The following is a 25,117-nucleotide window of genomic DNA, read 5'->3' on the forward strand; positions in this document are numbered from 1 at the left end:
GGTTTGCTGAAAAAGTTTCTATAATGAAAATGAGAGTTCTATTTTTTACGACAATGCTGTTTCTAATCACTAAATTAAGTTATGCACAAAAAGACGTTTATGAAAAATCAGGAGACATTTTACAAATCGCATTACCTTCCCTGGCTTTTACTTCTACCTTAATTTGGAATGATGGCTCTAAACCCATTTTACAATTTGTAAATACAATGGGGACCTCGGTATTGCTAACCCATAGTTTAAAAAGGATAATAGATAAAGAAAGGCCTAATGGTGGTCGCTATGGTTTTCCTTCTGGGCATACCTCTTCTGCTTTTACTGGTGCAGCATTTATACAAAGAAGATATGGGTGGAAACTTGGAATTCCTTCTTATATTATAGCTAGTTATGTAGGGTGGACAAGAATCCATGCAAATGCACACGATACATGGGATGTAATAGGAGGCGCTACAATTGGCATAGTTAGCTCTTACCTATTTACAAAACCTTTTAAAAAAGAAGATGTAAAACTCTCTCTCTTAAACGCTAATACTAAAGGCTTTTCAATAGGGCTCACTTACAAGTTTTAGAAATACTAAGTTCAATAATTGTATGTAATTCAGAACAAAACTTTTAACAGATAATCTCTATATTTCATTTCGTGCAATTAGCGACGATTTAATCCTGAAACCTGAACTTTAAAAAATGCACGTTTCTAGTGCTACAATCCATTATATTTTCTTGTCCCATTTGGTATATACAATACAAATGAGAACGTTACTACCCTATGTTATACTCTTTAAAATACAGTAATTATCGATAAAATGCATATCCCTTTTGGCGCACTTCATATTTTAACCGTTAGTTGGTGTTTGCTTAATACTAACTAACACTATAGGTAACGATACATTTCAACATAGTGTGTTAAAAACTATGTGGTTATATTGCCAATTTTCAATTACAAAGAATGTAGCTTTAGTATTACTTTTAAGTAAAATTTTTTGATAAAAATGAGTAGAAAAATAGGGTTTATAGATGAGTCGGGAGATAAAAGTATTCACTTTGAAAAAAAAGGTGTAACAACCTTTTTTATAGTAACAGCAATAATTGTAAATGAAAGTAATGTTAATAAAGTTCGAAAAGGTTTTTTAGAAATTGCCCGAAAGTACACACAAGCACCAGAAATAAAATCAAATTCCAAAACTTTTAAAAATATTGATAAAAGAATAAAATTTTTAAAAGCAATTTCTAGTCTAGATTTTCGAATTTATAGTGTAATCGTAGATAAAAGAAAAGTTTTTGAAAATAGTGGTTTACAATTTAGAGATAGTTTTTACAAATATGTCAATGGATTACTAGATCACGAACTTTATGATTACTACCCTTATCTAAAACTTATTTCTGACAATCACGGAACAGATAAATTTATGAATGAATTTATAAATTACGTGGAAAAAAATCATAACCAAACAGAACTTTTCCGAGGTCCAGAATTTAAATTTAGTGATAGCGTAGATGAGCCATTAATTCAATTAGCTGATTTTATTGCAGGTAGTATAGCAAGATGTTATGAACCGAATAAAATAGAATTAAGGAGTCCAGAAGTACTTCAAATTTTAGACAAACATATTTTACATCTCAGAGAATGGCCAGAAAGCCCTCCTAAACTCATTAAAAATATTGAAGTTGGAGATGAAAAATATGATAAAGAAATGGTTAATTTTATTTTTTTTAAAATCGAAGAATTTATAAATGCCAACCAAGAGAGAGCTGAAATAGAAATTAAAAATCAAATTATTTGTTTAAACTATTTGATTTATAGGTTTAAAAAAAATCCATATGAGTATGTGTTTTCAGATGAAATTATTGATAGAATAAAAGTAAGGGATGTGCTTTTAACCAAAAGGCAATTTGGAAGAGATGTAATCAGTAATCTCAGAAGTAACAAAATATTAATTGTAAGTTCTCAAAGTGGTTATAAAATACCTTGTAGCAAAGCTGATATCATAAAGTTTTACAATAATTATACTTCTAAAATAATCCCAATGATTGAAACTTTAGGAAAAGCAGATATTGTTATTAAAAATGCTACTTCTGGTAAAATAAATTTACTTCTTGACGATGATTTTGAATTACTAAAAGATTTAATAAAAACTGTGTCGAGTAAATAAAATAAATATTTATATAGTCTTAACCTATAAAATTCCCCTACCCCATTTGGTATATAGATGCCCCATCTATGGTATCTATATACATGTTGGGACAAGATTAAAAAACCATTTTTACTGAATGCTTCACACTCTCTTTAAAACACAGTATTCATCGATGAAATACACTTTTTTGACTAAAATACTTCTTATTCTAACCGTTAGCTTATATTTTACCCGAAATAATAGAACTCTCTAACACACTGTAAACATTATCTATTTACCTACATTTCAACATTTTGTGTTAAAAACTTTGTGATTATTATCGACTTCAGATCGATTCTACCTGATTATTATTTTTACCTTTGTTTAAAATCATTCTAAATAGTGGAATTATGGAAAATAATGTAAAAATTAAGACGGTCAGGTTGCGTCCAGAAGTGATTGAAAAAATACAAAGGTTAGCAGACAAAGACAATAGGTCATTCTCTAATAAAGTAGATACGATACTAGACAAGTACGAAGAAGAAGTTTAAGGAATTAAAAAAGGACATACACCAATATGTCCTTTGATTTAATCGGTAGGATGGCTCGAGGTTCATCCATTTTGTTTAACCCTAATATAAATGCGAGATGGCAAGAGTTATTAGAATTAGACCCGTAAGGGTCACAGTTACCACAAGGGTAAGAGTTACGACAACCGTTAGACGGGTAAAGTAACTAAAAAAATCTAGGGGATAAAGTCGGTTTCATTTGCCGAAAAAACGGGTCTCATTAGCCCGACCTAATCGAGTTATAATAAACTCAACTCTAGATTTAATTTAAACCAAGCGACTCCCATCATTAGGGATTAGCTAGACTGAATTTTTAAAAGTGTGCCGTCTTCCATTCGGATAGGGCTTTTAAAGAAACGGTCGATAAGGGGGCTGCTCTCAAGGGTACGCCCTCTTATTCATTACAAATGTATAAATATTATGAATCGGATCCAAAATTTTATAAGTTAAATTTTTATAATTTATTGTTTAGTAAAGATTTATATATAAATATTAGGTAGTTAGTGGGACAAAATGTATATTTGATTATCTAAATAAAACACCATGCAATTCAAGTCATTACCACAATTATTAGATTACTTTAAAGAAGAAAGTACCTGTGTAGAATATTACGAAAATCTACGTTGGGGTAATGAGCCGCATTGTCCTCATTGTGGTTGTGAAAATCCATATAAAACCAATAGAGGTTACAAGTGTAGAGATAAAGAATGTCATAAGAAATTTACTGTAAAGGTTGGTACTATCTTTGAAAATTCAAAAATTCCTTTTCGTATTTGGTTTGCTGCAATATGGTTATGTACGGAGCATAAAAAAGGTATTAGTTCCGTACAACTTGCAATTGATTTAGGTATTACACAAAAAACAGCATGGTTTGTACTTCATAGAATTAGAGAAATGCTAAAAGAAAAAGCTCCTCAAATGTTAGGAAAGGAAAAAATGGTTGAAACTGATGCTACTTATATCGGTGGTAAAGAGAAAAACAAGCACCTTAAAAAAAGACGTTCTAAAGATGATTTATCGTTGACCAATGAAGGTAAGCCATACAAGGCAAAGAAAACCGTTATTGGTATCATTGAAAGAAACGGTAAGGTTGCTTTAAAGTATGTATCAGGAGAAACTACACAAAATATGTTAGAGTTTGTTAAAACTCATGTACCGCAAGATGCTACTATCTATTCAGATGAAGCACCTGCATACAAGCAGTTGAAGAAAACATATAAGCATGATAATGTAAAGCACGCATTAAACATTTATGTTGAAGGTCAAGTACACACAAATACAATAGAAAGTTTTTGGAGTGTGTTAAAACGTGGATTATATGGTGTATATCATCAAGTAAGCGATAAGCATATTAGTCGTTACCTAGATGAGTATGCAGCAAGGTTTAATAATCGTAACTTAACTTCTAATGAGCGTTTTAATTTGTTCTTGGAAGGGTCGGAAAGTGTGTTGAGATACGATACTCTTATTGGATAAAATCCATATTTATGGAAATATTCCTTATCTTTGTGATTTAAATGTTAAAAAAATAAAATTTATACTGTTCGACATGTCAATTGTAGGTAAAAAACAATATTTTCGACGAAGAATACGTTACCAACTAAAAAGAGCCAGACTTACGTCCAGCTCTTTTCTGAGGTGCCGACCAGATTCGAACTGGTGTGGAGATACTTGCAAGACACCCGCCTAACCGCTCGGCCACGGCACCCGGTAATATGAAAAAAGCCTTTCGAATAAGTCGAGAGGCTTTTATTTTTTATATAGGTTGTTCTTCCTGTTTTTCTACAGTTTGCTTTAATACAGTTACTACAAAATTTGAAAAATTACGATTTTGCATTTCTGCTAATCGATTAACCTGAGTATACAAGTCTTGGTTCATTCTAATTGTTTTTCGGTAATCTTTAGTTGCTCCCATATTATTCAATTATTATAGTTAGACATCTTGTACTACAAAATTATGTAATATTTTGTGTGATTTTGTCAGACAAAAGCAGAAGTTGTTAACAGTTAACTAACAATATGTTTTATTTCTTAACTTTACACTATGGAAAAGAAACAACCCATAAAAGAAAAAAAGGAACGTGCAAAGAAGTACGAAGAGAAATTAAAGATTAACACTACTCTAGATGATGTCTTAAAAGCATCAGTTCCAAAAAAGAAAAAGTAACATGATTACCCAATGTTAGTAGAATTGGATTAATACATGTTAACGCTCTTATACAAGTGATACTATACTTTGAATTAGGTAAGACGCCTACGCTCTGTATAACTGAATTAGCGGTTGTGTAATCGTAAAGTATAGGTTTGATTTAAAAAAAATAGCACATTTCCAGTGCGAAACATTACTTTATTTTCTTGTCCCATTTGGTATATAGATGCCCCATCTATTGTGTTCTTATTCGAATTTAAACGACTACAAACGTTTACAAACGAAAGTAAATATTTTGCAACCGAATAAACTTTAAGAGCCGTTCTATGTTTGCAACGTGGCAGCAATAAAGCACCATAGTATTAACTGTTTAACATTAAAATTTAAAACGTATGAACGCACTTAAAAACAAAGTACAGTTGATTGGACATTTAGGACAAGACCCAGAAATTGTAATCCTAGACAGCGGGAAAAAACTAGCAAAATTCTCTATCGCAACTACAGACCATTACAAAAATGCGAATGGCGAAAAAGTAGAAGACACCCAATGGCATTCTATTGTAGCATGGGGAAAAACAGCAGACATTGTAGAAAGCTATTTACAAAAAGGAAAACAAGTTGCTGTAGAAGGGAAACTTACGCACCGTAGTTATGACACCAAAGAAGGCGAAAAAAGATACATTACCGAGATTCGGTGCAATGAGTTATTAATGTTAGGGAAGTAATAATCATGATTGAAAAATTAATACTGATTTTCCAATAGTAATTTTAAACACAAACTGTTCTTCTATACTAGAAGAGCAGTTTTTTGTTTTGTAACCAATGCCGCAAACTGTAACTTTACCTCGTATGCTACAAGAAGAACAAAAACAACAATTACTTAGCCTTTTAAAAACCCATTTTGGTTACGATTCTTTTAGACCTAACCAGTTAGAGGTTATCTCCAATGTACTAAACAAAAAAGACGTAATGGCTATTATGCCTACTGGTGGTGGTAAATCGCTCTGCTATCAATTACCAGCTTTAGCATTAGAAGGTACAACGGTGGTTATTTCTCCACTTATTGCACTTATGAAAGATCAAGTAGATGTGTTACGTGCCAACGGTGTTTCAGTAGCTTATTACAATAGTTCCCAACCAACCGAAGAACAACAAGAAACTTTAAAAAACTTTAAAGAAGGAAAACTAAAACTCTTTTACGTAGCGCCAGAAAGTTTACCTTTTATTGAACCTTATTTTACCCAAGTAAGCATAGACCTTATTGCGGTAGATGAGGCGCATTGTATTTCCTCATGGGGTCACGATTTTAGACCTGCATATACCCAACTTGGGCGTTTAAAAACAGCCTACCCCAAAGTGCCTATTATTGCACTTACAGCAACTGCCGACCGTGCTACACAAGATGATATTCTAGACCAACTTTCTATTCCGCATGCAGAGCGCCATTTGGCGTCTTTTAACAGAGCCAATCTGTATTTAGAGGTTAGACCTGGGCAAAATAGAATGCAGCAAATACAGCAGTTCTTAGAAGGTAAAAGTACCGAAAGTGGTATTATCTATTGTTTAAGTAGAAAAAGTACCGAAAAAATTGCCGAACAGCTCTGCAATTTAGGTTTTAAAGCCAAAGCTTATCACGCAGGTATACAGGCCGATAAACGTTCTACAATTCAGGAAGACTTTATTAATGACCGCACTCCAATTATTGTAGCCACCATTGCTTTTGGCATGGGAATAGACAAAAGTAATGTACGTTGGGTTATTCACTACAACATGCCTAAAAACTTAGAAGGCTATTACCAAGAAATTGGTAGGGCTGGCCGTGATGGTATAGATTCTAACACCTTACTTTTTTATAGCTATTCTGATGTTTTGCAACTACGTAAATTTATAGATAACGGAGGTAATACTACCGTACAGTTGGCAAAATTAGAACGTATGCAACAATTTGCCGAAGCTTTAAGTTGTAGACGAATTGCACTATTAAATTACTTTGGAGAACACAATACCAAAGCTTGCGGGAATTGCGATATATGCAAACGCCCACCTGCCTATTTTGATGCTACCGTAATGGCACAGAAAATTTGCTCCGCTATTGTTCGTCTAAAAGAGCAAGAAGCTATGGGAACGGTTATAGATGTTTTACGAGGTTCCCAAAACGCTGCGGTATACGATAAAGGATATCAAAACATAAAAACTTACGGTGCTTTAAAAGATATTCCTTGGCAAGATTTGCAGCAATATATAGTACAATTACTAAATCAAGGAGTGCTGCAAATAAACTTTAAAGAACATTCTAAGTTAGAATTAACACCACTGGCAAAGTCTATTTTGTTTGAAAAACAAAAAGTGCAATTGGCTACCCTTATAGACCTTAAAGAAAGGGCTAAGGAAAAAGCAAAAGCTGTTAAAAAACAAAGTGCTTTATTTGAAAAATTACGTGCCCTTAGACAACAAATAGCAACCGAAGAAAACGTGCCTGCCTATGTAGTTTTTACCGATGCCAGTTTAAAAGATATGGAAGCAAAAAAACCTATGACCATAGAAGCTTTTGAAAAAGTTTCTGGTGTTGGTGCTGCCAAACTAAAGAAATATGCTAAGGTTTTTATGGATGAAATAGCAGCGCATAGAAGAACCGTAAAAACAAAAGTTCCTACACATGAGGTTTCGTATTCCATGTTTAAAGACGGAATTTCTATTAGCGATATTGCTGTAGAAAGAGGCATAAAAGAAGATACTATCTACGGACATTTACAAAAGATGCGTGAAAATGGTGAAACCATAGATTTTGACCAATTTATATCTTCCGAAGAAATACAAAAAATAGAAAAAGCCAAAGAAGCACTTACAGCAGAAGATGGACTAAAAGCTTATTTTACCTATTTTGAAGAAAAAATACCCTACTGGAAAATTAAAATGGGATTGTATTTGTTAGATAATTAAATAAGACACTACTTCTATGTAAAAACAGCATTATAGGTAGCTGTAGTTAAGTACCCCAATTCTACTAACTGCTTGTTATCTTTTAACTCTTTAAGATACCCATCTTTTAAAAAAGATACCGTATCGGAAACTTTTATTACGTTTTCATAATCATGATCCGTGATAATAATTCCCTTATCTATCTTCATTTTTTTAATATATGCAATAATGTAATCTACCATTAATGGGCTCACGCCATTAAAAGGTTCGTCTAGCAATAGATATTTTGCCTGGGAATGAATAACTAATAAGATTTCTATTATTCTTTTCTCCCCACCAGAAAGGTGCTTTACTTTTTTATTCCACAATGGTTTTACATAGAAATTTTCCAGAACAATATTTCTATTTTCCTTAGAAAGAAAAAGGGTAATCAAAGATTTTACTCTTACGTCATTGGGCAAAAAATTCTCTTGCGGTAAATAGTTTAAAAGGCCTCTACCATGAGAAACATTTTGGATAACTTTATCTCCTATTCTAACAAACTTAGAATCTGAATTTTCAATACCAAAAATAATTTTCAATAAAGTAGATTTCCCACAACCATTTCTACCTAAAAGTCCTTTTATTTCTCCAATTTCACAAGAAATAAAAATATCACTTAATAAAACTTTATTATCATAAGACTTGGTTATACTATCTACATGTAATTTTTTCATAATAGTAAGAGTATTAACATGTTAAAAACTCCTACTCCTAAAGTAGATAGCCACAATATTGTTTTACTAAAACCCAAATTATAGTAATAATAATATTCTTGTTTACTCTGAAAATCATAAACATAAAAATGCACTAATGGAGCAGCTACCAGATAGCTAATTGCAATATTTAATAAAGCCCCACCAAATAAAATTCCAATAGGAATTGAAATTAAAAGTGCTCCAAAAAATATTCTTTTTTGAAAGAGTAATATGTTTTTTAAAAATTTCAGAACAATATTTTACATCTAAAGAAGTACCGCCTGTAACTTCAATCCCTTAAAAATAGATTAAATAGGGAATGTTTAGACTTAAAAAAAAGCCAATTCTTTTGTAATACTCATTTAATCATACTTTTTTAAATAACATCATCTAATAGAAGATAAATAAATCCAAACAATAAAGAATATTTGTAACGGCACTCTAAACCAAAGATATACTAATCCAGGCCCATCATAGGTAGCTTTTTGATAGTTTATATTTTCTAGTGCTGCCTTTATATTAGAAGGAAGTATTGCTATAAAAAATAAAATTAAAAGCCATGCCACTACTACTCGGTATTCCGAAAAGTGTAAAGCAAAAGCGCCAAACACCTCTATAATTCCAGTTAAAATAATAACCTCTTTTTTAAAAGGAATAAAGTCGGGGACCATTAAAGCCATTCCGTCTGCGTACATAAAATGCCCTAATGCTGTAAAAAACAACATGGCAGACATTCCTATACGTGCGGAAAAAGCATAATCATAATTTCCTGTGTTTATTTTTATAAAAATAAAAGCAAGAATACTAACAACAATAAGAATTAAAAATGGTTTCATCTTTTTTTTTAGCAAAAGTAGAGGTAGCTAAAAGACCAAACAATGAACCTAGGTTAAGTAATTCTTTTTCGAATTCTACTCAAAGCTTGTGGTGTTACTCCAATATAAGAAGCTATATATTTAAGAGGAATTTCCTTTATTAAATTAGGCCTTTCTCTAAATAAATTAAGATATCTTTCCTCAGCAGATTGGGTTAATAAAGACGCTTCTCTTTTAGATTTGGCAAGAAACAAAGTTTCTGCCGTTACCCTACCAATACTATTTCCATCAACTGTTTCTTTATAAATATCCTGAAGATCAGCATAGGTTAAACGCCAAACTACGACAGCAGACATAGCATCTATCTGAAATATACTTGGTTCTCTGTTTAAAAAAGAAGCATAAGAGCTCACAAATTCATTCTCAAAAACAAACCCAACAGTTACATCATTCTCTATTTTAGGAATATAAATTCTAGCAGAACCCTCTATAATAAAACTAAGATAGCGCTCTACATTTCCTGCTTTTAAAATCGCATCGCCTTTTTTTATTTCGTATTTCTTTAATTTGGAAGAGAATATCTCCCAATCGGCATCCGAAAGCTTGCTAATAGTATCTAGAGATTTTCTTACTTCCTCCATATCTAAAAGATTTAAAAAAACACCTTTACCCTCTCCTATCAATCACAGTTACTGGCTTTCTTCCTAACATAGAACTTCTTAATTTTTGAATTTCTGCATTACTACAATATTCAATCTTTGGAGCAACTCTAAGTTTAGACCTAAAGTGGTCACGTATTTCGTTCTGTAATTCGTCGGATTGGTTATTAGAGGCTATTTTAATTCCAATTTCGTCGGTACCAATATCGTTATGATAAATTTCTATAACATGGCTTTCTACTTCTGTAAAATCGTTTAAAAGATTATCCATTGCTGGTGGATAAAGGGTAGTTCCCTTGTACTTTACCATTTGTTTTTTTCTTCCCACCAAAGGCCCTATTCTAACCGTATTTCTACCACAAGCACAAGGATTATCATGTGCCACTACAATATCGCCAGTTTTAAAACGTAAAAGCGGCATTGCCTCTACACCAAGAGTTGTAATCGTTAATTCTCCTTCTGTTCCTGCCGGTACAGGTTGGTTATTATCATCTAAGACTTCCACAATAATTAATTCTGGATGTTGGTGTCCGCCTTGCATTTCGGAACATTCCGTAAAAGCAGTACTCATTTCTGTAGAAGCGTAGGTAGAAAACAAATCTATATCCCACTTTTCTTTAATTTTATTTCCTAAGATATTCAAAGAAAAATCTTGGTTGCGTAACGACTCTCCAATACAAACCGCACCTTTTATACCCGAATTTTTATAATCTATACCGTGCTCCTCTGCATAGCTTACCAATTTTAATAAAAAAGAAGGTACTACTATTAAATACGAAGGTTTAAATTTTACAATAGTATCCCATTGCAATTCTGGAATGCCGGCGCCTACTCTTATAATTCCGGCTCCCAATTTTCTGGCACCTAAGAAATATGCCAAACCAGCAATAAAACGCCTATCCATAGTCGTAGTAAGTTGTAAAACATCTTCCTTTGTAATACCAGCGCAAGCAAAAGAGATAGATTCGTTATAGGCCAAACGCTCCAAATCGGCATCAGTTAAAGCTACGGTAACTGGGTCTCCTAAGGTGCCCGATGTGGTTACATAATCTACAATATTGGTCTTAGAAACACATAGAAAATCGGCATTATGCTTTTGTAACTCTTCCTTCGTAGTTGGTTTTATTTTTACCAAATCTTCCAAAGTCTGAATATCCTTTACAACAATTTTATGACTCTTGAACAAACGTCTGTAATACGGAGATTTTTCCTGTAGATAGGATATTAATTCTCTCAGTTTTTCTTCTTGAAAAGCTTTTATCGTTTGCTTGTCTGCTTTTTCTATCTCAGGAATCATACGTCTATTTTCCGTTTTATTTTGCGAATATAAAGGTCTATATTTTCTTGGTCTACAAGTGTTGTAATTTCTTTAGTTTTAGCCACATTAAATTCCGCTAAAGCAGCTCTATAATACCCTTGCTCATATAAGTATTTACCACTAATATAATATCCTTCCCAATGATTCGGATTTTTCTTTTGCAACTCTTTAAACAACTGCAAGTCTACTTTTTTTTCTTGACGTATGGTTTTTTCAATGGTACTCTTTAGAACTCTATAACTCTCATAATTAGCAAATGTTTTAGTGAATTGAAAAGAGTCCTTTGCTATGGTTAAAGTATCATCCGCCAACTGTCTCGGATTTATTTTTTCCGCTTTTTCTTTAAAAATAGTATTTAAATCATACGCTACAAACTCTCCCAATTGATACGGGTTAGAAGAAACCCAAACCAATAATTCTTCTGGCTTAAAAACAATACCGTGATGGGCTAATAACTGATTTAAAGCCTTCTCATTCCCATAACCAATTTCTTTATCATCTAAACCTTCTTTATTTCTAAGAATACCTACCGCTACTTCTGGGGTTACCTTTGGGTTTTCTTGCAGCAACTCTTGCATGCGCTCATAACGATATTGAGAGTGACTCTCTAGAATGTGTTTTTGATTTTTTTCATCATCAACGTACGCTACGCTTTGAAAATGATTAGAACACACCAAAGTATTCTGATTCTCCACTTTATAAACTCCAAAGTTCTTGGGAGAAACTTCTATTAATACAACCTCTTTATCTTTTGCACTACCCACAAAAATAGATTCGGAAACAAAAACCTCTTTACTTTTTGCAATTGCAATAGCTTCTTCGATAGTACTAGCATACTGCAAAATTTCTCTGGTAACTAGAGATATGGGTGTTTTCGCAACCAAAGGAAATTTAGATTTTCCGGCATTAATAGTGACGGTTAATCCTTGATTATTCATTCCAGAAACTACTCCTAGCATTCCGCCCCAAGTAACCGACATAAATGGGTGGCCTTTCTCTGGCTCTATAAATGCTATTATCTTATCTTCTGCAAAAGTATCGCCAGCATAGAAATCTAAATTACGCCCAATGATAAGTTTTCCGTCCTCTGTTTTATCTCCCCAAGCAGCAAAAGAGGAGCAACCAACCAGGGCTAAATCTTGTAATGCATGGCCAATATCATGCGCGCCATGTAAATATAATATTCTAGGATACGGTTCTGCTATATGTTGGTATTTTGGAGAGGCATAATAGGATAGTCCGTAAATTTCTGCTTTAAAATCTTCATTGATATTCAGGTACATTTTACGGTTAAACCAAGCTAAAAATTTACGTAGTAAATACTGCTTGGTTTTAGAAGGCACCAACTCATCTACCTTAGATAACAGTGCATTTTCTTGCTTATGAAAAAGTTCTTGCGTTAAAGCTCCTGTTGCTAAACCTAGTTGCATAGGATTGCCTTTTACATACAACTCCCATGAACCCTGTTTGTTCTTATTTAAAAAACCATTAGTAACTGCGTAACTAGAATCAGATACTTTTATACGTTCTGGTTTTTCTAGAGAATACGCACTTATATCTGGCACATTATTTAACGACTTAGAAATGCCACAAGAAGTAATTCCTATGCCAATAAAAAGAACGCAAATTAACCTTATACAATGCCTACTATAGCGTCTCATTAGATACAATTTCTTCGGCCGTTGGTTCAACAATTTTATTTAATAAATATTCTCTACCAAGAATTTCCGAACAGGTTACAATACCACTAATTGTTACTCCTAAAATTCCGTGCATGTTTAGACTTTGTCCTGTAAATAGTAAATTTTTAATTTTTGTTCTTGGCGATAAAACAGATTTTAAAGGGTTATTTACATCTTTTACGTACCCGTACATAGAACCCTCATTACAAGCTATATAATCTCTATACGAAAGTGGCGTTGATGTATAAATAGTTTGTATACACTCTCTTATAGTTGGAAATTTTTTCTCTAATTCCTTAATAAATTGCTCTGCCTTTATCTTTTTAAAGTCTTCATAAGTTTCGCCTCTATCATTCTTTTGAGCAACCGTATTAAAGGTTTTGTCCCACTGCCTTACTTCATCGTACTGCATATAGGTAATAGCGGTTAATTGGTCCGCCCATTCTCCTAAACCTTTTTTAACTCCCATGGATACCATATACCCTAGCGGCCAATTTTCTTGTGTATAGTTATGGCAATTCCAAACTGCATCTGGAGTTTTGTAATGGTAATAATTTTTGTTTAAATATTTTACTGTTTCTGGTTTTAGAACCAAGTGAATACTAAAGGCCGAAATTGTACTCTCAATACCTTTAATCCTATTGCTATAGGCTTTTCTAAAATTGGTTTCCCCAACCAATTTCAATGTTAATTTAGGCTCTATATTCGATATAAAAAGGTCTCCTCTTACAACTTTACCTTCTTTGGTATGGGCCGCTACAATCTTCTTATCCTTATACTCTAATTGTGTAACTTCTTGATGCTTATAAGCCTCTCCTCCGTTTTCTATTAATCTTCTAATTAACAATTTTGTTATCTGGCTCCCACCATTAACACAACGATACGAACTTTCTATATAAGAGTTTACGGAAAGAGCATGCACGTAAAAAGGAGTTTTATTAGGCTCCCCGGCATATAATAAATTAGACCCAGCTAAGACCGCCTGTAACTTTTCGTTTGTCGTAAAAGAGTTTATATGCTCTCTTGCCGGGAGAGAAAACAACTCTGTATCATCATAATAAGGTTTTCCTAACTTTAGATTATACAACGGAAACTTATCGCAAGTTTCTCTTAAATTTTTACAATATGCTTTTATACCCGCTTCTTCTTCTGGGAATTGATTAATAAGTGACTTCTGAAAATGCTCGTAACCTTGCGCATGATTATATTCCGTTTGGTCTTCATCAAATGTAATACTATCAAAGGCATCCTCGTCCATTTTCTTAAGATTCAACCCATCGAAAATGCCCAAATACTTAAAATAGCGATATAAATTTTGCCCTTTAGAAAGCCCGCCTATATAGTGCACTCCCGTATCAAAAATGGTTTTTTCACGAACAAAAGTCTGTAAATTACCTCCATATTGATTATTCTTTTCTAAAACACAAACACTCTTCCCCTCTTTTGCAAGGATTATAGCAGAAACAAGGCCACCCATACCACTCCCAACAATTACAACATCGTACTGCTTATTCATATTTCAATTACCCTTTTTAAAAATAAAGCTTGCGGTATCTCTTTATCTATTTTAAATCCTTGAGTTTCTATATCTTTCAACATAGTATTTTTACTTTCTTTTAACAGGATTAAGGTAGTAATTTCAGACTTTAAAATAGATATCCATTCTTCAGAATTTATAATGTCCAAGTTAACAATACCAACGTTAGCATCCTTCTTTACAGTTTCTAACACCGACTCGGCGAAACTAATTTTACCATAGTTGTGCGTAATATATGTATTTGCTACAATTTCTCTAGCTTCCGCATCCTTAATAAATGTATGAATTTTTCTATCTGGACCATCTAATTTTAGCAACAAATCTAATGAACCATAATCCTGAGACATATGCCAAATACTCGCTTTAGAATCCACATAATCTAAAACCTCCTTATACAGCAAGGCATTCGATTTTAAATCACTTTTAACTGCCTTATAAAAGGCATTTCCTTTGTATCTATATTCTAACAAAACTATAGAATGAAAATAAAAAGCGTCTTCTATACTCTTCCTTGTTTTCTTAAATTCATCCTTAAAATACTGACTAATTTTTTTTGTTTTTTCCCTAGTTGTAGCGCCAAACTCAGAACTATTAATCCGTAATTTATTTAATATCTTAACTGTTATACTACCGTCTCGGATTATAAAACTACCCTTTGGATTTACTTCCGAATTACCATGAATAAGAATAGGAAGAATATCTAAATTTAATTTTTCTGCTAAATGAAAAGCCCCTTTATGGAATCTTTTTATTTTATTAGTTTTAGAACGTGTACCTTCTGGAAAGGCAATAAGAGAATACCCTTGGGCTACTTTTTTACGTAAATGCTCCTCTCCGTTTTCTATACCCTTAGAAACCGGATAAAAACCTGCCGCTTGTACTGCTTTACCAAAAACAGGAGAATTGTATACCCAATCATTTACCAAAAAAACAATTTTCGGATGTAACATTCCTATAGCCAAAATATCTAAGAAAGAGGTATGGTTAGCAATAATCATAACCGGTTTCTTAAATGTATTTTTATCTAGATTGATGATTTTTTTAGATACAAACCAATTGCTATACAAAACAGACCCCATAAGTTTAGAGATAATCCTATGAAACCAATTCATTTTTGTTTTCTTTGGTAACGGAATTATTTGAATGACAATTCCTAGAAAAGAAAGAAACAACCCTCCCAAACCAAAATAAGTAAAGGACAAAAAAGAATGTATAAACAAACGTATAGAAACAGGCCTTTTTGTTTTATTCCCAATAAATAATTTAAAAAGTAAAGGTTGTACGGTAAAAGCAATAAGTACCGCCGACAATATACCGACCAAAGAAACTAAAGAAATAGTATATAAAGCCGGATGTTTAGCAAAAATAAGAACTCCTACTCCTAAAATAGTAGTTATTACAGATAATAATATAGAAGTTTTATGCGTAGACATAACTCTTTCTCCCGTTCTATTTTCTGCTAATAAACCATTCGTTATAAAAATGCTATAATCTACTCCTAAACCAAAAATAAATGTAGAAATAATAATATTAAATATATTAAACTCTATATGTAACAACCCCATAATACCGATGGTTAAAAACCAGGTTAAAAAAATAGGTATACCTGTCACTAATGTAATAGAAAAGCTCTTATAAAAAAGTAGTAGTAGCACTAAAACCACAAGAACGGAATACCCTATTAAACGATTAAAATCATTTTTAAGATTTCCTAAAAAAGCTTCATTCATTCCCTGACGATCAATTAGAATAATCTGGTCATTGTTTAATTTTCTTTTAATTACCTCGGTATCTTCAGATGTCTCTACTTTTATTAAAGACGTTACAGCAGTAAAATCTTCTTTAGTTCCTATAAAATCTGAAATAGACAAAACATCGATGGCATTATAATCTTCAAGAGAAAGAGATTTAAAGTCTTTACCTAACAATTTATAAAAAGAATTAAAAGTCTTAGGTTTAAAACCTAAAGATTCTCCAGCCACAATTAAATCGTTCTTGGTTTGCAAAATTTTATTTGTATTCCAAAATTCTTTCCAACGTTGAATCTTCTCGTTTTGTTTCTTCTGAGATGCTACCAATGCACCTATAGAGCTAAAATTTTTAAGATTCCCTTTTAACTTACTTTCTTTTAATATCTTATATATATTATCATTGGTTTGTAAAGCCGTTTCTAAGTCATTCCCATATGCCGCGGCATAGATTGACTTAGACCCTAAATCTGTAAGCTTTTCTAAATTATTACGAGCATTTAAAAGTGCCTTTGGTTCGTAATTCATTTTAGCAATATCGGTATTGAATACTACTTTATTATAGGTAAAAATGCTTATCATTAAGGCCAAAATAATCCCTGAAAGCACTATTTTGTTTTTGTGAATCTTGTAGGACGCTATACGATCTAAAATATTGCTTTTATTCGTCCCGCTTTCTTTAGAGCTATATATTTGCGGAATTAACAACAAGGCAAAAATGGATGCCCCTAACACGCTAATAGCCGCAAAAATACCAAGATCTTGTAGTGCCTGCGATTTTATAAACAACAAACATAAAAATGCACTTGCTGTTGTAAGACTACTCATTAAAATAGAAGGCGCAACATCTACATAAAGACTTTTTATACTCTTATTATTCCGAATATGAGTAAGTATATGCAACGAATAATCTAAGGTTACACCTAAAAGTACAGAACCAATTCCTAGTGAAATTGCTGAAATTTTACCTCTTAACAGATATAGAATGGCAACAGATACTAATCCTCCAAAAAGAGTTGGTAAAAATAGAACAATAGGAACTGTAAGCTTGCGATAAAAAAACACAAGAATAACTAACAACAATGTTAATGCTATCCCTACCGTAAATTGAATATCGCTTTTTATCTGATTAGCATTTGCCACAGCTACTAAAGCTGCGCCAAAATACTCACTACGTACTTTACCTTTATATTGGGTATTTAACTGTTCTTGAATTTGGTATAAAGCAGTTGAAAAACTAGTATTTTTATCCGTTTCGCTAGATGGGTATTTAGGAGTGATAAAAAGAAGGATATGCTGTTCATCTTTGCTGAGTAAAAATCCGTCTTTTAAGGTAAAGTCCTCTCCAACACCTAAGCTTTGTAATTTTTTCATTGCTATAAAAGAAAGCCCCAAAGGGTCTTTTAAAATAGTTTTCTTAGCAATTATCCCAGTAGGAGAAATAAGTGTATTATAATTCTGTTTTGTTATACTCACTAGACTATCTCTAGTAGTTTTTTGTTCTAAAAGTGTATAGTCTAATTCATCTAAAAACAAAGGCAAATTTTCATAAACAAAATCTATGGTATTAAAGACTGCATCATCTGAAATTTTTCCTTGAACATTTTCTATATAACTAGACTCCCTATCTAAACTATCCAAAAACGAATTCGCATATGCCGTAATATCTGAAACTTTACTATTAGGCTCTCTTTGTATGTTTACAATAATTTTATCTGTAAACTTTACCGTCTGTAATACTTTTTGATAATCGGTGTTTTCTGTATGTACAGGAATAAGCTTGGTTATATCTTCTTCGAATGTAATTTTACTTGTTAAAGCTCCAAAACCTATCACCAAAAGAAAAAGTATTGATATACTAGTAATTTTATGTTTTACTATTTGCCGATATATTTTATACAAAAAATCACCCATTTTGCCCTACCACCTTTCTTTTATCAAAAACAGTTAAAAACAAATACGCCAAAAGCCCTAATGTAATAGCCGAAATAGTAGCAAGCGTTACACTACCAACAATATAGGTCTTTACATGTTTTAAGACTTCAAAATTTGTTGTCATATCTTCTAAAGTATAAGAGTGCTTTTCCCCTAGTAAAAATTGGCCTATTTTGGAACTTGCATACAAAACAAAAGGAATAAATGGAGGCAAACTTACATTAGAAAATGCAAAAGCTATTACTTTATTCAGTCTAAAAAAAACGGCTAATGAGATTACTAAAACAGTGTGCAAACCCCATAAAGGAGAAAGCCCTATAAAAATGCCTAAAGCAATAGAAAATGCCTTTTTTCTTGGAGAATCATCACTCTGTAAAACATCTTCTTTAAAAAATTGTTTAAATCCTTTTTTTTTAAACCGTCTATATAAATCTCTAGGTTTAATGTACAAAAGAGCAATAAGTACCAGCCAAGTGTTTAAAATACTTATTCTAGTAAAATCTTTAAAAGGTCTAAAATGGGACACTCTTTCTTCTTCATTATACGTAACCTGCACTGGTAAATTTTTTACCAAAGTTCCTCTCCATGCGGCTCTAACAATAATTTCAATTTCGAATTCAAATTTAGGGGTGTAAAATTTTAATTCTTTTAATTCTAAAATAGGATACAATCTAAAACCGCTTTGCGTATCAGTCAATCGAATTCCCGTCTCAAACCAAAACCAAAAATTAGAAAATTTATTCCCGAAACTACTCTTTTTGGGAACATCTGTTTGTCCCATATTACGAGCACCAATATAAAGCACATTTTTTGTGGTTTCTTTTTTCAACGCATTTACAAAAACAGGAATATCTTCTGGAAAATGTTGCCCATCAGAGTCTATTGTTATTGCATAAGAAAAACCTAACTCTATAGCTTTTTTAAACCCAATCTTAAGTGCATTTCCTTTACCCTTATTTTCTTGTAACTGAATACGTGTTAGATACGTAAATTCGGATAAAATTTTTGCTGTATCATCCGTAGAGCCATCATTGATTATGATAATATTTTCTGTATAACCAAGGACTCCCGAAATAACCTTCTTTAACGTCTTTTGATTATTATAAGTGGGAATAACTACACAACATTTTAGTTGCTCTATAGTTTCTTGAATAGATGGCGTATTTGCTGGCAAAAATAAAAAGTGTTGTGCAGCCTTTTTACAAAGACTTTAGTTTTTCACAAAGATAACAATTGAAGGTACTAAAACAACTTCTTTTCCGCAGCATCAAAAATAGAAGATTGCAACACATAGTCTTTTACAAATTTCTGTACTGCTTTATCCTTGGTGGAGTTAAAATTATTCATTAAAAACTGCTTATCTTCCTCTATATTTTTTTTGTATTTTAAAATTTTTGGGGAATGCTCTTGTACACTTAAACGTATGCATCTTATCTCTATATTCTTTGGCGCTTTCTCCACGGAATATTCTAAATATTCTACACCTTCTTTAAAAAAGCCTTTCTTTAGCTTTATTCCCTTGCTATGCTTTGCCCTTAAAGTAGCTGCTGCCCCCTTATAAGCTATTAATATTGGCTCACTTTCTTTGGTAATACTTTCTAGAGCAAGGCACAATTTTTCAGTTGTTTCTTTGGCATCATTTGCTGCTATATAATCCTTTCTAATCTCAGGCAAATTAGCACCTAAAAAACTAATTATCAATATTATAAAACCAAAAAAAGATTTCATATTAATCTACAATTTTAAAAGTTGCACTCAATTTCAATGCTAAAGTATCTTCAAAAGAAGTAGTGTTTTTTACTTTAACGATACCTTCTTCATGCTTAAGAACTAAAGTAAGTTGTAGAGTATCATTCTTTTCTGGGTTAATAATTGCCATGAATTTAATATTAGAAGACACCGATAAGAATAACTGTTTTTCAGTAGCTTTCTCTGTTAGTTCCTTTATTATCTGAATCATACAAACTCCAGGCATTACAGGGTTATTCGGAAAATGACCTTTAAAAACATCATGTTCTTTATATATTTTTATTGTCGCATTGATAGTGTTATCGTCTGTAACAAAATCTTCAATAGTATATAATCCTTCTATCAGCATATTTAAATCTTGAATTTATAAGCAATTCCTACTTGAAAAACGTTATTTAAGCTTGGGTTATCTTCCTGGTAATCATCAAAAAAATCATCAAAAAGGTCAATATTTATTAGCCCTTGCTTATAACGTGCTTCTACAATTAACCCAAAAGGAAACTCATATCCTACTCCAAAAAACAAAGATAAATCTATCGGAGTAACGTCAGAATCATTAGTATCATTAACCAAATTAATAAAATTATTATCAAAATCTATATCTACACTAGGCCCTACAATAAAGTGCAACCCTTGCTTAGGTATTACAAAAAACTTACTCACTGCGGCTATAGATATATAATTTACATTTAGATCATCTCCGTTAAAAGTAGATTTTCCTCCTTGATTAGAAAAAGCAATTTCTGGTTGTAATGCATAAAAATCTGTAAACCGAATATCGGCAAAAACAGCTCCATTAAGACCTAATTTATCTTCTAAATTTGTGTTAGATATATTAGAACTATTTATTCCTAAACGGATACCAGGGCTTACCTTTGATTGCGAGAAACCTATAACGGAAAAAGCAAAAAACAAGATTATTAAAATTCCTTTTTTCATATTAAATTCCTTTTAACTTAATGTTCAATTTAATGTTTTTGTGTTCTATTAAAATTCCTTGTGCAATATTATTCTTTATTTCCGAAAAATGATACACTACCTTTTCTTTTCCTTTGTTTTCTCTTACAATTTTGACTAGTTCTTTATTTTCATAAAAATAGAAATACGCCTTATTAGCCATCTTGGTTTCTTTTACTTCTAGATTTTTCTTTGTGTAGTCTTTTATACTTACATTATACTCTTTTAACAATGCCGAAAAATCAGTTTGCAGCATATTTAGAATAATTTTCTTGTTCATATCCTGCAAAACATAGTTTACTTTAAAGTCGTTTTCATAAAAAGAAAAATCGAAAATCTTATTCCCCATTTCTGTAGTAAACACTAATCTATGCTCTTTACTTCCGATTTTTTTGACAATAATAATTCCAGAAAATTTTCTTTTATAAAACTTTAAATCTGCCTTATACACATAATCTTTAGTGGTATTAGAAAAATAGGGATTATAAACCTGTTGTTTAAGGTTTTCTTCTTCTACAAGACCAATTATATCTGGGTAACTTGCACAGGAAGCGAAGAGCAAAACACAAATACTAGTGAGCAAATACCGCATCTGGAATTGCTTTGTTTAACTCTCGATTAGAAAAAACTATTTGCGTATAATCGTTCGACGGTTCTATCATTTTTACTTCCATAACGTCCCCCATACTATTAAAAGTAATATGAAATGCTTTTATAAATTCGGACAGTTTTGGGTCCTTTGGCGCAAAATGCACCTCATTATCTTTTCCCTTTTTAAAATAGGTTATAGCAAAATGCTCTGTGGTGAACATATCTCCTTTAATACTAGACGCAATAAGGGTATTTAATTCTTTAAATAATTTATTAGAGCCAATATCCACATTACTCTTATCTCCTTCATTATTAATATACAATGTTTCTCCTTTAAATAAAACAGAATAAGCAAAAGGCTTTACATATTCCCACTTTACCGTATTTGGTGATTTAAAAGCTAGTTTTCCTTTAGATTCTATATCATTAGACAAAAAATCTAAATGTTTGTATTGTGTAAAATCACTAGAGATAGACTGTGTTTCATCTGCCCTGGCTTTAACTTTATTTTTTAATATTTCTGCTTCCTGGGCGCTCATTTTTGTTTGAGCATTTATCCCTCCAAAGGCAATAAAAAAAAGAAGACATACTATCTTATTCATAGGCCGAAATATCTAACAATTCATTTACTGTAACGGATTGCATTTCTTGTTGCCGTAAAAATAACAATAACTGTTCCAAAACTGCCATGGTTTTTACACTAGTATCATGTAAAAGTATAATATCGCCTTTTTTAAGATTTTTTACAGTTCTATTCAGTATCCTTTTAGGAGACCTCTTTGTTGTGTCTAAAGAACGAACGCTCCATCCTATTGATATAAAGCCTGTTCTTTGTAACACTCTCTTAATTCGTGGATTGGTAACTCCAAAAGCTGGTCTATATAAACGTAAATCTAAACCAAAACTTTTTTTCACAATCGTATTAGTCCTCTCTAATTCTTGCTTTACATTCTCTGTACTTAAAAAGCCAAAGTTGCGCGTGTGCGAATAGGTATGATTGCCTATAGTATGCCCCCCTTTTAATATTTGAGAAACAATAGACGGATACTTTTCTATTTCTTTCCCAATACAAAAAAAAGTTGCTTTAGCATTATATTTTTCTAAAAGGTCTAGCGCCTTTGGTGTAAATTCTGGATGCGGGCCATCATCAAAAGTAATCGCAATTTTATTTTCTGTACTATTTTGATTTTTATGATAGGATTTAAAATGGTAATTCCATTGAATAAAAAAAGAACCAAAAACCGTTAAAGCAAACCACATAAAACCAAAGACGGCAAATAAAAAAACAGGAATCGAAAGCCAATAATTTGCCAAAAACAAAAGACAAAAAAGTGTGATAAAAATTCTATTTACAACCCCAAATTTTAGCATTGTTTAAGTATAGTGAAGCTGTGGTTTTCTCCTCTATACTGATTATATAATAAAACGGTTTTAATAGAATTAATCTGTTTTTGGTTAAGCCTAGTCTCTGCCGGAACAGTCTGCGTTTTAAGAATTTTTGCTCCTAACCAAAACCCAAAGGAAGAAACTGTATTATGCTCTCCACTTAAATGTTTGTAATACACTTGTTGTTTTTCAGAAAAAGCACCTTCCACAAGTAGATTATAATATTGGTCATAATCTACATCTCCATTATTTCCTAAAACAATAAGATCTATTGTAGATACATTTAACCCATGCTCCATTAAAAATGAATTTAAGGTAGTTTGCAAGTTTTCTTTAGACAGGGTATTAAAAGTTTGTACGGCCACAACTTCTGCATAAGTAGATTCTTGTTTTTCTGAGGATAATACAAAAAAACTTGCCCCTTCACTACATACAGCACCGGAAGTGTTAGATTTTAAAACGGAAAACGTTTCTGTGTTTTCTTCCTTAATATGACCCACTAACCCATGAACCTTTGTAGTATGCGCGCCAATTTCATCGACACCACCAATAAGAATGTTCTTTTCCTCTTCATTAATTAGTTGCAATTGAGCATCTAACAAAGCAGATTCAAAGGAAACACTAGAATGTACATAAGTAAAATTATATCCTTTACATTGGATTCCTAGTGCAATTTGCCCCCCAACGGTATTATGAGTAGACTGTATAAAAGATGTTGGCGTTAAAAATTGTTCGTTATCATCTATTAACTTACTTAAAAACTTTTCAGAATCTACAACGCAACCCATTCCTGTTCCTGTAATAATTGCATCTACAGATTCTAACTCCGCTTCTTGCATCGCAAGATTAGAAGCTACTACTCCCATTTTTACACCTTTTGCCATTCTACGAGCAGCGGAACCAGGTATAAAATCTTTGTAAACAGGGTTTACTGCTGGAATAACCGTATCATTATAGGTCGTTACTTCTTCTAAAAACTCTGAATTATCAAAAGTCTTCTGAGAGGAAATAGTTCCACTTCCATTTATATAGACTTTTTTCATCCTTTGGAAAATATTACTGTAGAACAATTACCACCGAACCCAAGAGAGTTAGACAATATTGTGTTTAATTCTTTTTTCTTTAACTCTGTTTGAGGAATTATAGCAAACTCCTTCATAGGAGTTTTAAAATTTAGGTTTGGGAATATTATATTTCTCTGTAAGGCTAAAATGGAATATACCGCCTCAATGCCACCTGCCGCAGCTAAGGTATGTCCTGTATATGGCTTTGTAGAACTAAAATCTGGCACATTCTCTTTAAAAACGCGAAGTATCGCCCTTCCTTCAGACAAATCATTATTTCCGGTTGCCGTTCCATGAGCATTTATATAATCTATATCTTCTGCCTGTAAATTTGCAACCTTTAATGCTTTTTCCATTGCTAATGTTGCTCCATCTCCATTTTCCGAAGATGCAGTTTGGTGATATGCATCATTTGCATTTCCATATCCCTTAACATAAGCCAATACCTTTTTATTTTCTTTAGCTACTAATGCATCAGATTCTAAAACCAAAAAAGCTGCTGCTTCTCCCAAGTTTAGTCCTTTTCTATTTTCATCAAAAGGAGTATTGTATGTATCTGATAGTATCATTAAGGTTTTAAAACCATTAATGGTAAATTTAGATAGACAATCTGCTCCACCTACCACTACGCGATCTAGTTTTCCTGCCTTTATTAGTCTAGCGCCATACATAATAGCATTTGCAGCGGAAGAACAAGCTGTACTAATAGTAGTTACCAAACTCTCTTTTATACCCAATTCTTCCGCTATTTTCTGAGTAGAATCGCCGGCATGATGTCCTTCTATATATTTCCTATTAGTGTTACTTTCAATATAATCATAATAGAACTTTTCCGTCATATCCATTCCACCTACACTAGTAGCTGAAATTAAGCCCGTTTTATATTCCGAAATATCTAGAATACCTGCTTCTTTAACAGCTTCTTTAGCTGCTACTAATCCTAAAAGGGCGGTCCTAGAATAGTTATTATCGGATGATAATCCCAATAATTTTTCTAACTCCTTGTTGGTAAAACTAATCTCACCAACCATAATATCATCTTTATGAATCGTATCTATTTTGGAGATTCTAGAGATCCCTTTGTTGCTAGAAATTAAAGAATTATAATTTTCTTCTACATTGTTTCCAATCGCAGAAATAATTCCCATTCCAGTTATTGCAACTCCTTTACCCATAGATTATAAAAACAAAAAA

The 25,117-nt window shown here is 32.3% G+C and carries 24 protein-coding genes and 1 tRNA gene; 7 read left to right on the forward strand and 18 right to left on the reverse strand.

The genetic code is table 11. From position 1 onward, the window contains the following. Nucleotides 1-23: 23 nt before the first annotated feature. From Q0856_RS03855 to Q0856_RS03870, 4 genes are all read left to right on the forward strand, one after another. Nucleotides 24-566, forward strand: a complete 543-nt coding sequence (locus Q0856_RS03855) for a phosphatase PAP2 family protein (RefSeq protein WP_298474445.1) — start codon at nt 24-26, stop codon at nt 564-566. 420 nt (nt 567-986) lie between these two features. Next, nucleotides 987-2,147 (forward strand): DUF3800 domain-containing protein, encoded by a 1,161-nt coding sequence (locus Q0856_RS03860; RefSeq protein ID WP_298502795.1) that lies wholly within the window; start codon nt 987-989, stop codon nt 2,145-2,147. Between the two features lie 341 nt (nt 2,148-2,488). Beyond that, on the forward strand, nt 2,489-2,659 hold the full coding sequence (locus Q0856_RS03865) for a hypothetical protein (protein ID WP_298502797.1): 171 nt from the start codon (nt 2,489-2,491) through the stop codon (nt 2,657-2,659). A gap of 561 nt (nt 2,660-3,220) precedes the next feature. After that, nucleotides 3,221-4,153, forward strand: a complete 933-nt coding sequence (locus Q0856_RS03870; RefSeq protein WP_298502800.1) for an IS1595 family transposase — start codon at nt 3,221-3,223, stop codon at nt 4,151-4,153. Nucleotides 4,154-4,313: 160 nt separating this feature from the next. Here Q0856_RS03870 and Q0856_RS03875 read toward each other — a convergent pair. Continuing rightward, a tRNA-Ala gene (locus Q0856_RS03875) sits at nt 4,314-4,385 on the reverse strand. Between the two features lie 48 nt (nt 4,386-4,433). Then, on the reverse strand, nt 4,434-4,592 hold the full coding sequence (locus Q0856_RS03880) for a hypothetical protein (RefSeq protein ID WP_298502803.1): 159 nt from the start codon (nt 4,590-4,592) through the stop codon (nt 4,434-4,436). A 129-nt stretch (nt 4,593-4,721) separates the two neighbouring features. Between Q0856_RS03880 and Q0856_RS03885 the strand changes: the two genes are divergently transcribed. The 3 genes from Q0856_RS03885 to recQ all read left to right on the forward strand — a co-directional run bounded on the left by Q0856_RS03885 (nt 4,722) and on the right by recQ (nt 7,766). Continuing rightward, nucleotides 4,722-4,844 carry a hypothetical protein gene (locus Q0856_RS03885; RefSeq protein WP_298502806.1) on the forward strand — a complete coding sequence of 41 codons (123 nt, stop codon included), beginning with the start codon at nt 4,722-4,724 and terminating at the stop codon, nt 4,842-4,844. 374 nt (nt 4,845-5,218) lie between these two features. After that, entirely contained in the window at nt 5,219-5,551 is a 333-nt protein-coding gene (gene ssb / locus Q0856_RS03890; RefSeq protein WP_298502808.1) for a single-stranded DNA-binding protein, read from the forward strand. Between the two features lie 97 nt (nt 5,552-5,648). Beyond that, the gene (gene recQ / locus Q0856_RS03895; RefSeq protein ID WP_298502811.1) at nt 5,649-7,766 is read left to right on the forward strand and encodes a DNA helicase RecQ; all 2,118 of its coding nucleotides are present in this window, start codon (nt 5,649-5,651) and stop codon (nt 7,764-7,766) included. A 14-nt stretch (nt 7,767-7,780) separates the two neighbouring features. Here the strand turns inward: recQ and Q0856_RS03900 are convergent, their stop codons facing one another. The 16 genes from Q0856_RS03900 to Q0856_RS03975 form a co-directional block, all read right to left on the reverse strand. Then, nucleotides 7,781-8,461: an ATP-binding cassette domain-containing protein gene (locus Q0856_RS03900; protein WP_298502813.1), complete on the reverse strand. Its 681-nt coding sequence runs from the start codon at nt 8,459-8,461 to the stop codon at nt 7,781-7,783. A 407-nt stretch (nt 8,462-8,868) separates the two neighbouring features. Next, nucleotides 8,869-9,318, reverse strand: a complete 450-nt coding sequence (locus Q0856_RS03905; protein WP_298502816.1) for a hypothetical protein — start codon at nt 9,316-9,318, stop codon at nt 8,869-8,871. Nucleotides 9,319-9,371: 53 nt separating this feature from the next. Beyond that, a complete protein-coding gene (locus Q0856_RS03910; RefSeq protein ID WP_298502819.1) occupies nt 9,372-9,938 on the reverse strand; it encodes a Crp/Fnr family transcriptional regulator in 567 nt (188 codons plus the stop codon). Between the two features lie 25 nt (nt 9,939-9,963). Beyond that, a complete protein-coding gene (locus tag Q0856_RS03915; protein ID WP_298502822.1) occupies nt 9,964-11,253 on the reverse strand; it encodes an AMP-binding protein in 1,290 nt (429 codons plus the stop codon). Then, entirely contained in the window at nt 11,250-12,935 is a 1,686-nt protein-coding gene (locus tag Q0856_RS03920) for a C45 family peptidase (RefSeq protein WP_298502825.1), read from the reverse strand. Before Q0856_RS03920 ends, Q0856_RS03915 begins: the two co-directional genes overlap by 4 nt. Then, a complete protein-coding gene (locus Q0856_RS03925; protein ID WP_298474459.1) occupies nt 12,922-14,472 on the reverse strand; it encodes an NAD(P)/FAD-dependent oxidoreductase in 1,551 nt (516 codons plus the stop codon). The genes Q0856_RS03920 and Q0856_RS03925 overlap by 14 nt, the downstream gene beginning before the upstream one ends. Then, entirely contained in the window at nt 14,469-18,143 is a 3,675-nt protein-coding gene (locus Q0856_RS03930; protein WP_298502828.1) for an MMPL family transporter, read from the reverse strand. Before Q0856_RS03930 ends, Q0856_RS03925 begins: the two co-directional genes overlap by 4 nt. 4 nt (nt 18,144-18,147) lie before the next feature. Then, nucleotides 18,148-19,350 (reverse strand): DUF2062 domain-containing protein, encoded by a 1,203-nt coding sequence (locus tag Q0856_RS03935; protein ID WP_298502830.1) that lies wholly within the window; start codon nt 19,348-19,350, stop codon nt 18,148-18,150. A 68-nt stretch (nt 19,351-19,418) separates the two neighbouring features. Further along, nucleotides 19,419-19,904, reverse strand: a complete 486-nt coding sequence (locus Q0856_RS03940; RefSeq protein WP_298502833.1) for a hypothetical protein — start codon at nt 19,902-19,904, stop codon at nt 19,419-19,421. A gap of 1 nt (nt 19,905) precedes the next feature. Further along, a complete protein-coding gene (locus Q0856_RS03945) occupies nt 19,906-20,274 on the reverse strand; it encodes a 3-hydroxyacyl-ACP dehydratase (protein WP_298474468.1) in 369 nt (122 codons plus the stop codon). A gap of 2 nt (nt 20,275-20,276) precedes the next feature. After that, nucleotides 20,277-20,864 carry a porin family protein gene (locus tag Q0856_RS03950; RefSeq protein WP_298474470.1) on the reverse strand — a complete coding sequence of 196 codons (588 nt, stop codon included), beginning with the start codon at nt 20,862-20,864 and terminating at the stop codon, nt 20,277-20,279. 1 nt (nt 20,865) lies between these two features. Continuing rightward, a complete protein-coding gene (locus Q0856_RS03955; protein WP_298502835.1) occupies nt 20,866-21,474 on the reverse strand; it encodes a hypothetical protein in 609 nt (202 codons plus the stop codon). Then, on the reverse strand, nt 21,455-22,075 hold the full coding sequence (locus tag Q0856_RS03960) for an outer membrane lipoprotein carrier protein LolA (protein WP_298474474.1): 621 nt from the start codon (nt 22,073-22,075) through the stop codon (nt 21,455-21,457). Before Q0856_RS03960 ends, Q0856_RS03955 begins: the two co-directional genes overlap by 20 nt. Beyond that, entirely contained in the window at nt 22,068-22,787 is a 720-nt protein-coding gene (locus tag Q0856_RS03965) for a polysaccharide deacetylase family protein (RefSeq protein WP_298502837.1), read from the reverse strand. The genes Q0856_RS03960 and Q0856_RS03965 overlap by 8 nt, the downstream gene beginning before the upstream one ends. Nucleotides 22,788-22,837: 50 nt before the next feature. After that, nucleotides 22,838-23,902 (reverse strand): beta-ketoacyl synthase N-terminal-like domain-containing protein, encoded by a 1,065-nt coding sequence (locus tag Q0856_RS03970; RefSeq protein ID WP_298502839.1) that lies wholly within the window; start codon nt 23,900-23,902, stop codon nt 22,838-22,840. Continuing rightward, nucleotides 23,899-25,098 (reverse strand): beta-ketoacyl-[acyl-carrier-protein] synthase family protein, encoded by a 1,200-nt coding sequence (locus Q0856_RS03975; RefSeq protein WP_298502842.1) that lies wholly within the window; start codon nt 25,096-25,098, stop codon nt 23,899-23,901. The genes Q0856_RS03970 and Q0856_RS03975 overlap by 4 nt, the downstream gene beginning before the upstream one ends. Between the last annotated feature and the right edge of the window lie 19 nt (nt 25,099-25,117).

The sequence above is a fragment of the uncultured Maribacter sp. genome (assembly GCF_947496775.1).
Taxonomy (GTDB): domain Bacteria; phylum Bacteroidota; class Bacteroidia; order Flavobacteriales; family Flavobacteriaceae; genus Maribacter_B.

Excerpts from the sequence above, each read along its gene's own strand:
- Q0856_RS03860 (WP_298502795.1), top strand. The coding sequence starts at position 987 with ATGAGTAGAAAAATAGGGTTTATAGATGAGTCGGGAGATAAAAGTATT.
- Q0856_RS03945 (WP_298474468.1), bottom strand. The coding sequence starts at position 20,274 with ATGCTGATAGAAGGATTATATACTATTGAAGATTTTGTTACAGACGAT.
- Q0856_RS03950 (WP_298474470.1), bottom strand. The coding sequence starts at position 20,864 with ATGAAAAAAGGAATTTTAATAATCTTGTTTTTTGCTTTTTCCGTTATA.
- Q0856_RS03955 (WP_298502835.1), bottom strand. The coding sequence starts at position 21,474 with ATGCGGTATTTGCTCACTAGTATTTGTGTTTTGCTCTTCGCTTCCTGT.
- Q0856_RS03905 (WP_298502816.1), bottom strand. The coding sequence starts at position 9,318 with ATGAAACCATTTTTAATTCTTATTGTTGTTAGTATTCTTGCTTTTATT.
- Q0856_RS03920 (WP_298502825.1), bottom strand. The coding sequence starts at position 12,935 with ATGAGACGCTATAGTAGGCATTGTATAAGGTTAATTTGCGTTCTTTTT.
- Q0856_RS03870 (WP_298502800.1), top strand. The coding sequence starts at position 3,221 with ATGCAATTCAAGTCATTACCACAATTATTAGATTACTTTAAAGAAGAA.
- Q0856_RS03885 (WP_298502806.1), top strand. The coding sequence starts at position 4,722 with ATGGAAAAGAAACAACCCATAAAAGAAAAAAAGGAACGTGCAAAGAAG.
- Q0856_RS03970 (WP_298502839.1), bottom strand. The coding sequence starts at position 23,902 with ATGAAAAAAGTCTATATAAATGGAAGTGGAACTATTTCCTCTCAGAAG.
- Q0856_RS03925 (WP_298474459.1), bottom strand. The coding sequence starts at position 14,472 with ATGAATAAGCAGTACGATGTTGTAATTGTTGGGAGTGGTATGGGTGGC.
- Q0856_RS03915 (WP_298502822.1), bottom strand. The coding sequence starts at position 11,253 with ATGATTCCTGAGATAGAAAAAGCAGACAAGCAAACGATAAAAGCTTTT.
- Q0856_RS03960 (WP_298474474.1), bottom strand. The coding sequence starts at position 22,075 with ATGAATAAGATAGTATGTCTTCTTTTTTTTATTGCCTTTGGAGGGATA.
- Q0856_RS03910 (WP_298502819.1), bottom strand. The coding sequence starts at position 9,938 with ATGGAGGAAGTAAGAAAATCTCTAGATACTATTAGCAAGCTTTCGGAT.
- Q0856_RS03855 (WP_298474445.1), top strand. The coding sequence starts at position 24 with ATGAAAATGAGAGTTCTATTTTTTACGACAATGCTGTTTCTAATCACT.
- Q0856_RS03900 (WP_298502813.1), bottom strand. The coding sequence starts at position 8,461 with ATGAAAAAATTACATGTAGATAGTATAACCAAGTCTTATGATAATAAA.
- Q0856_RS03975 (WP_298502842.1), bottom strand. The coding sequence starts at position 25,098 with ATGGGTAAAGGAGTTGCAATAACTGGAATGGGAATTATTTCTGCGATT.
- Q0856_RS03880 (WP_298502803.1), bottom strand. The coding sequence starts at position 4,592 with ATGGGAGCAACTAAAGATTACCGAAAAACAATTAGAATGAACCAAGAC.
- ssb (WP_298502808.1), top strand. The coding sequence starts at position 5,219 with ATGAACGCACTTAAAAACAAAGTACAGTTGATTGGACATTTAGGACAA.
- recQ (WP_298502811.1), top strand. The coding sequence starts at position 5,649 with ATGCCGCAAACTGTAACTTTACCTCGTATGCTACAAGAAGAACAAAAA.
- Q0856_RS03940 (WP_298502833.1), bottom strand. The coding sequence starts at position 19,904 with ATGAAATCTTTTTTTGGTTTTATAATATTGATAATTAGTTTTTTAGGT.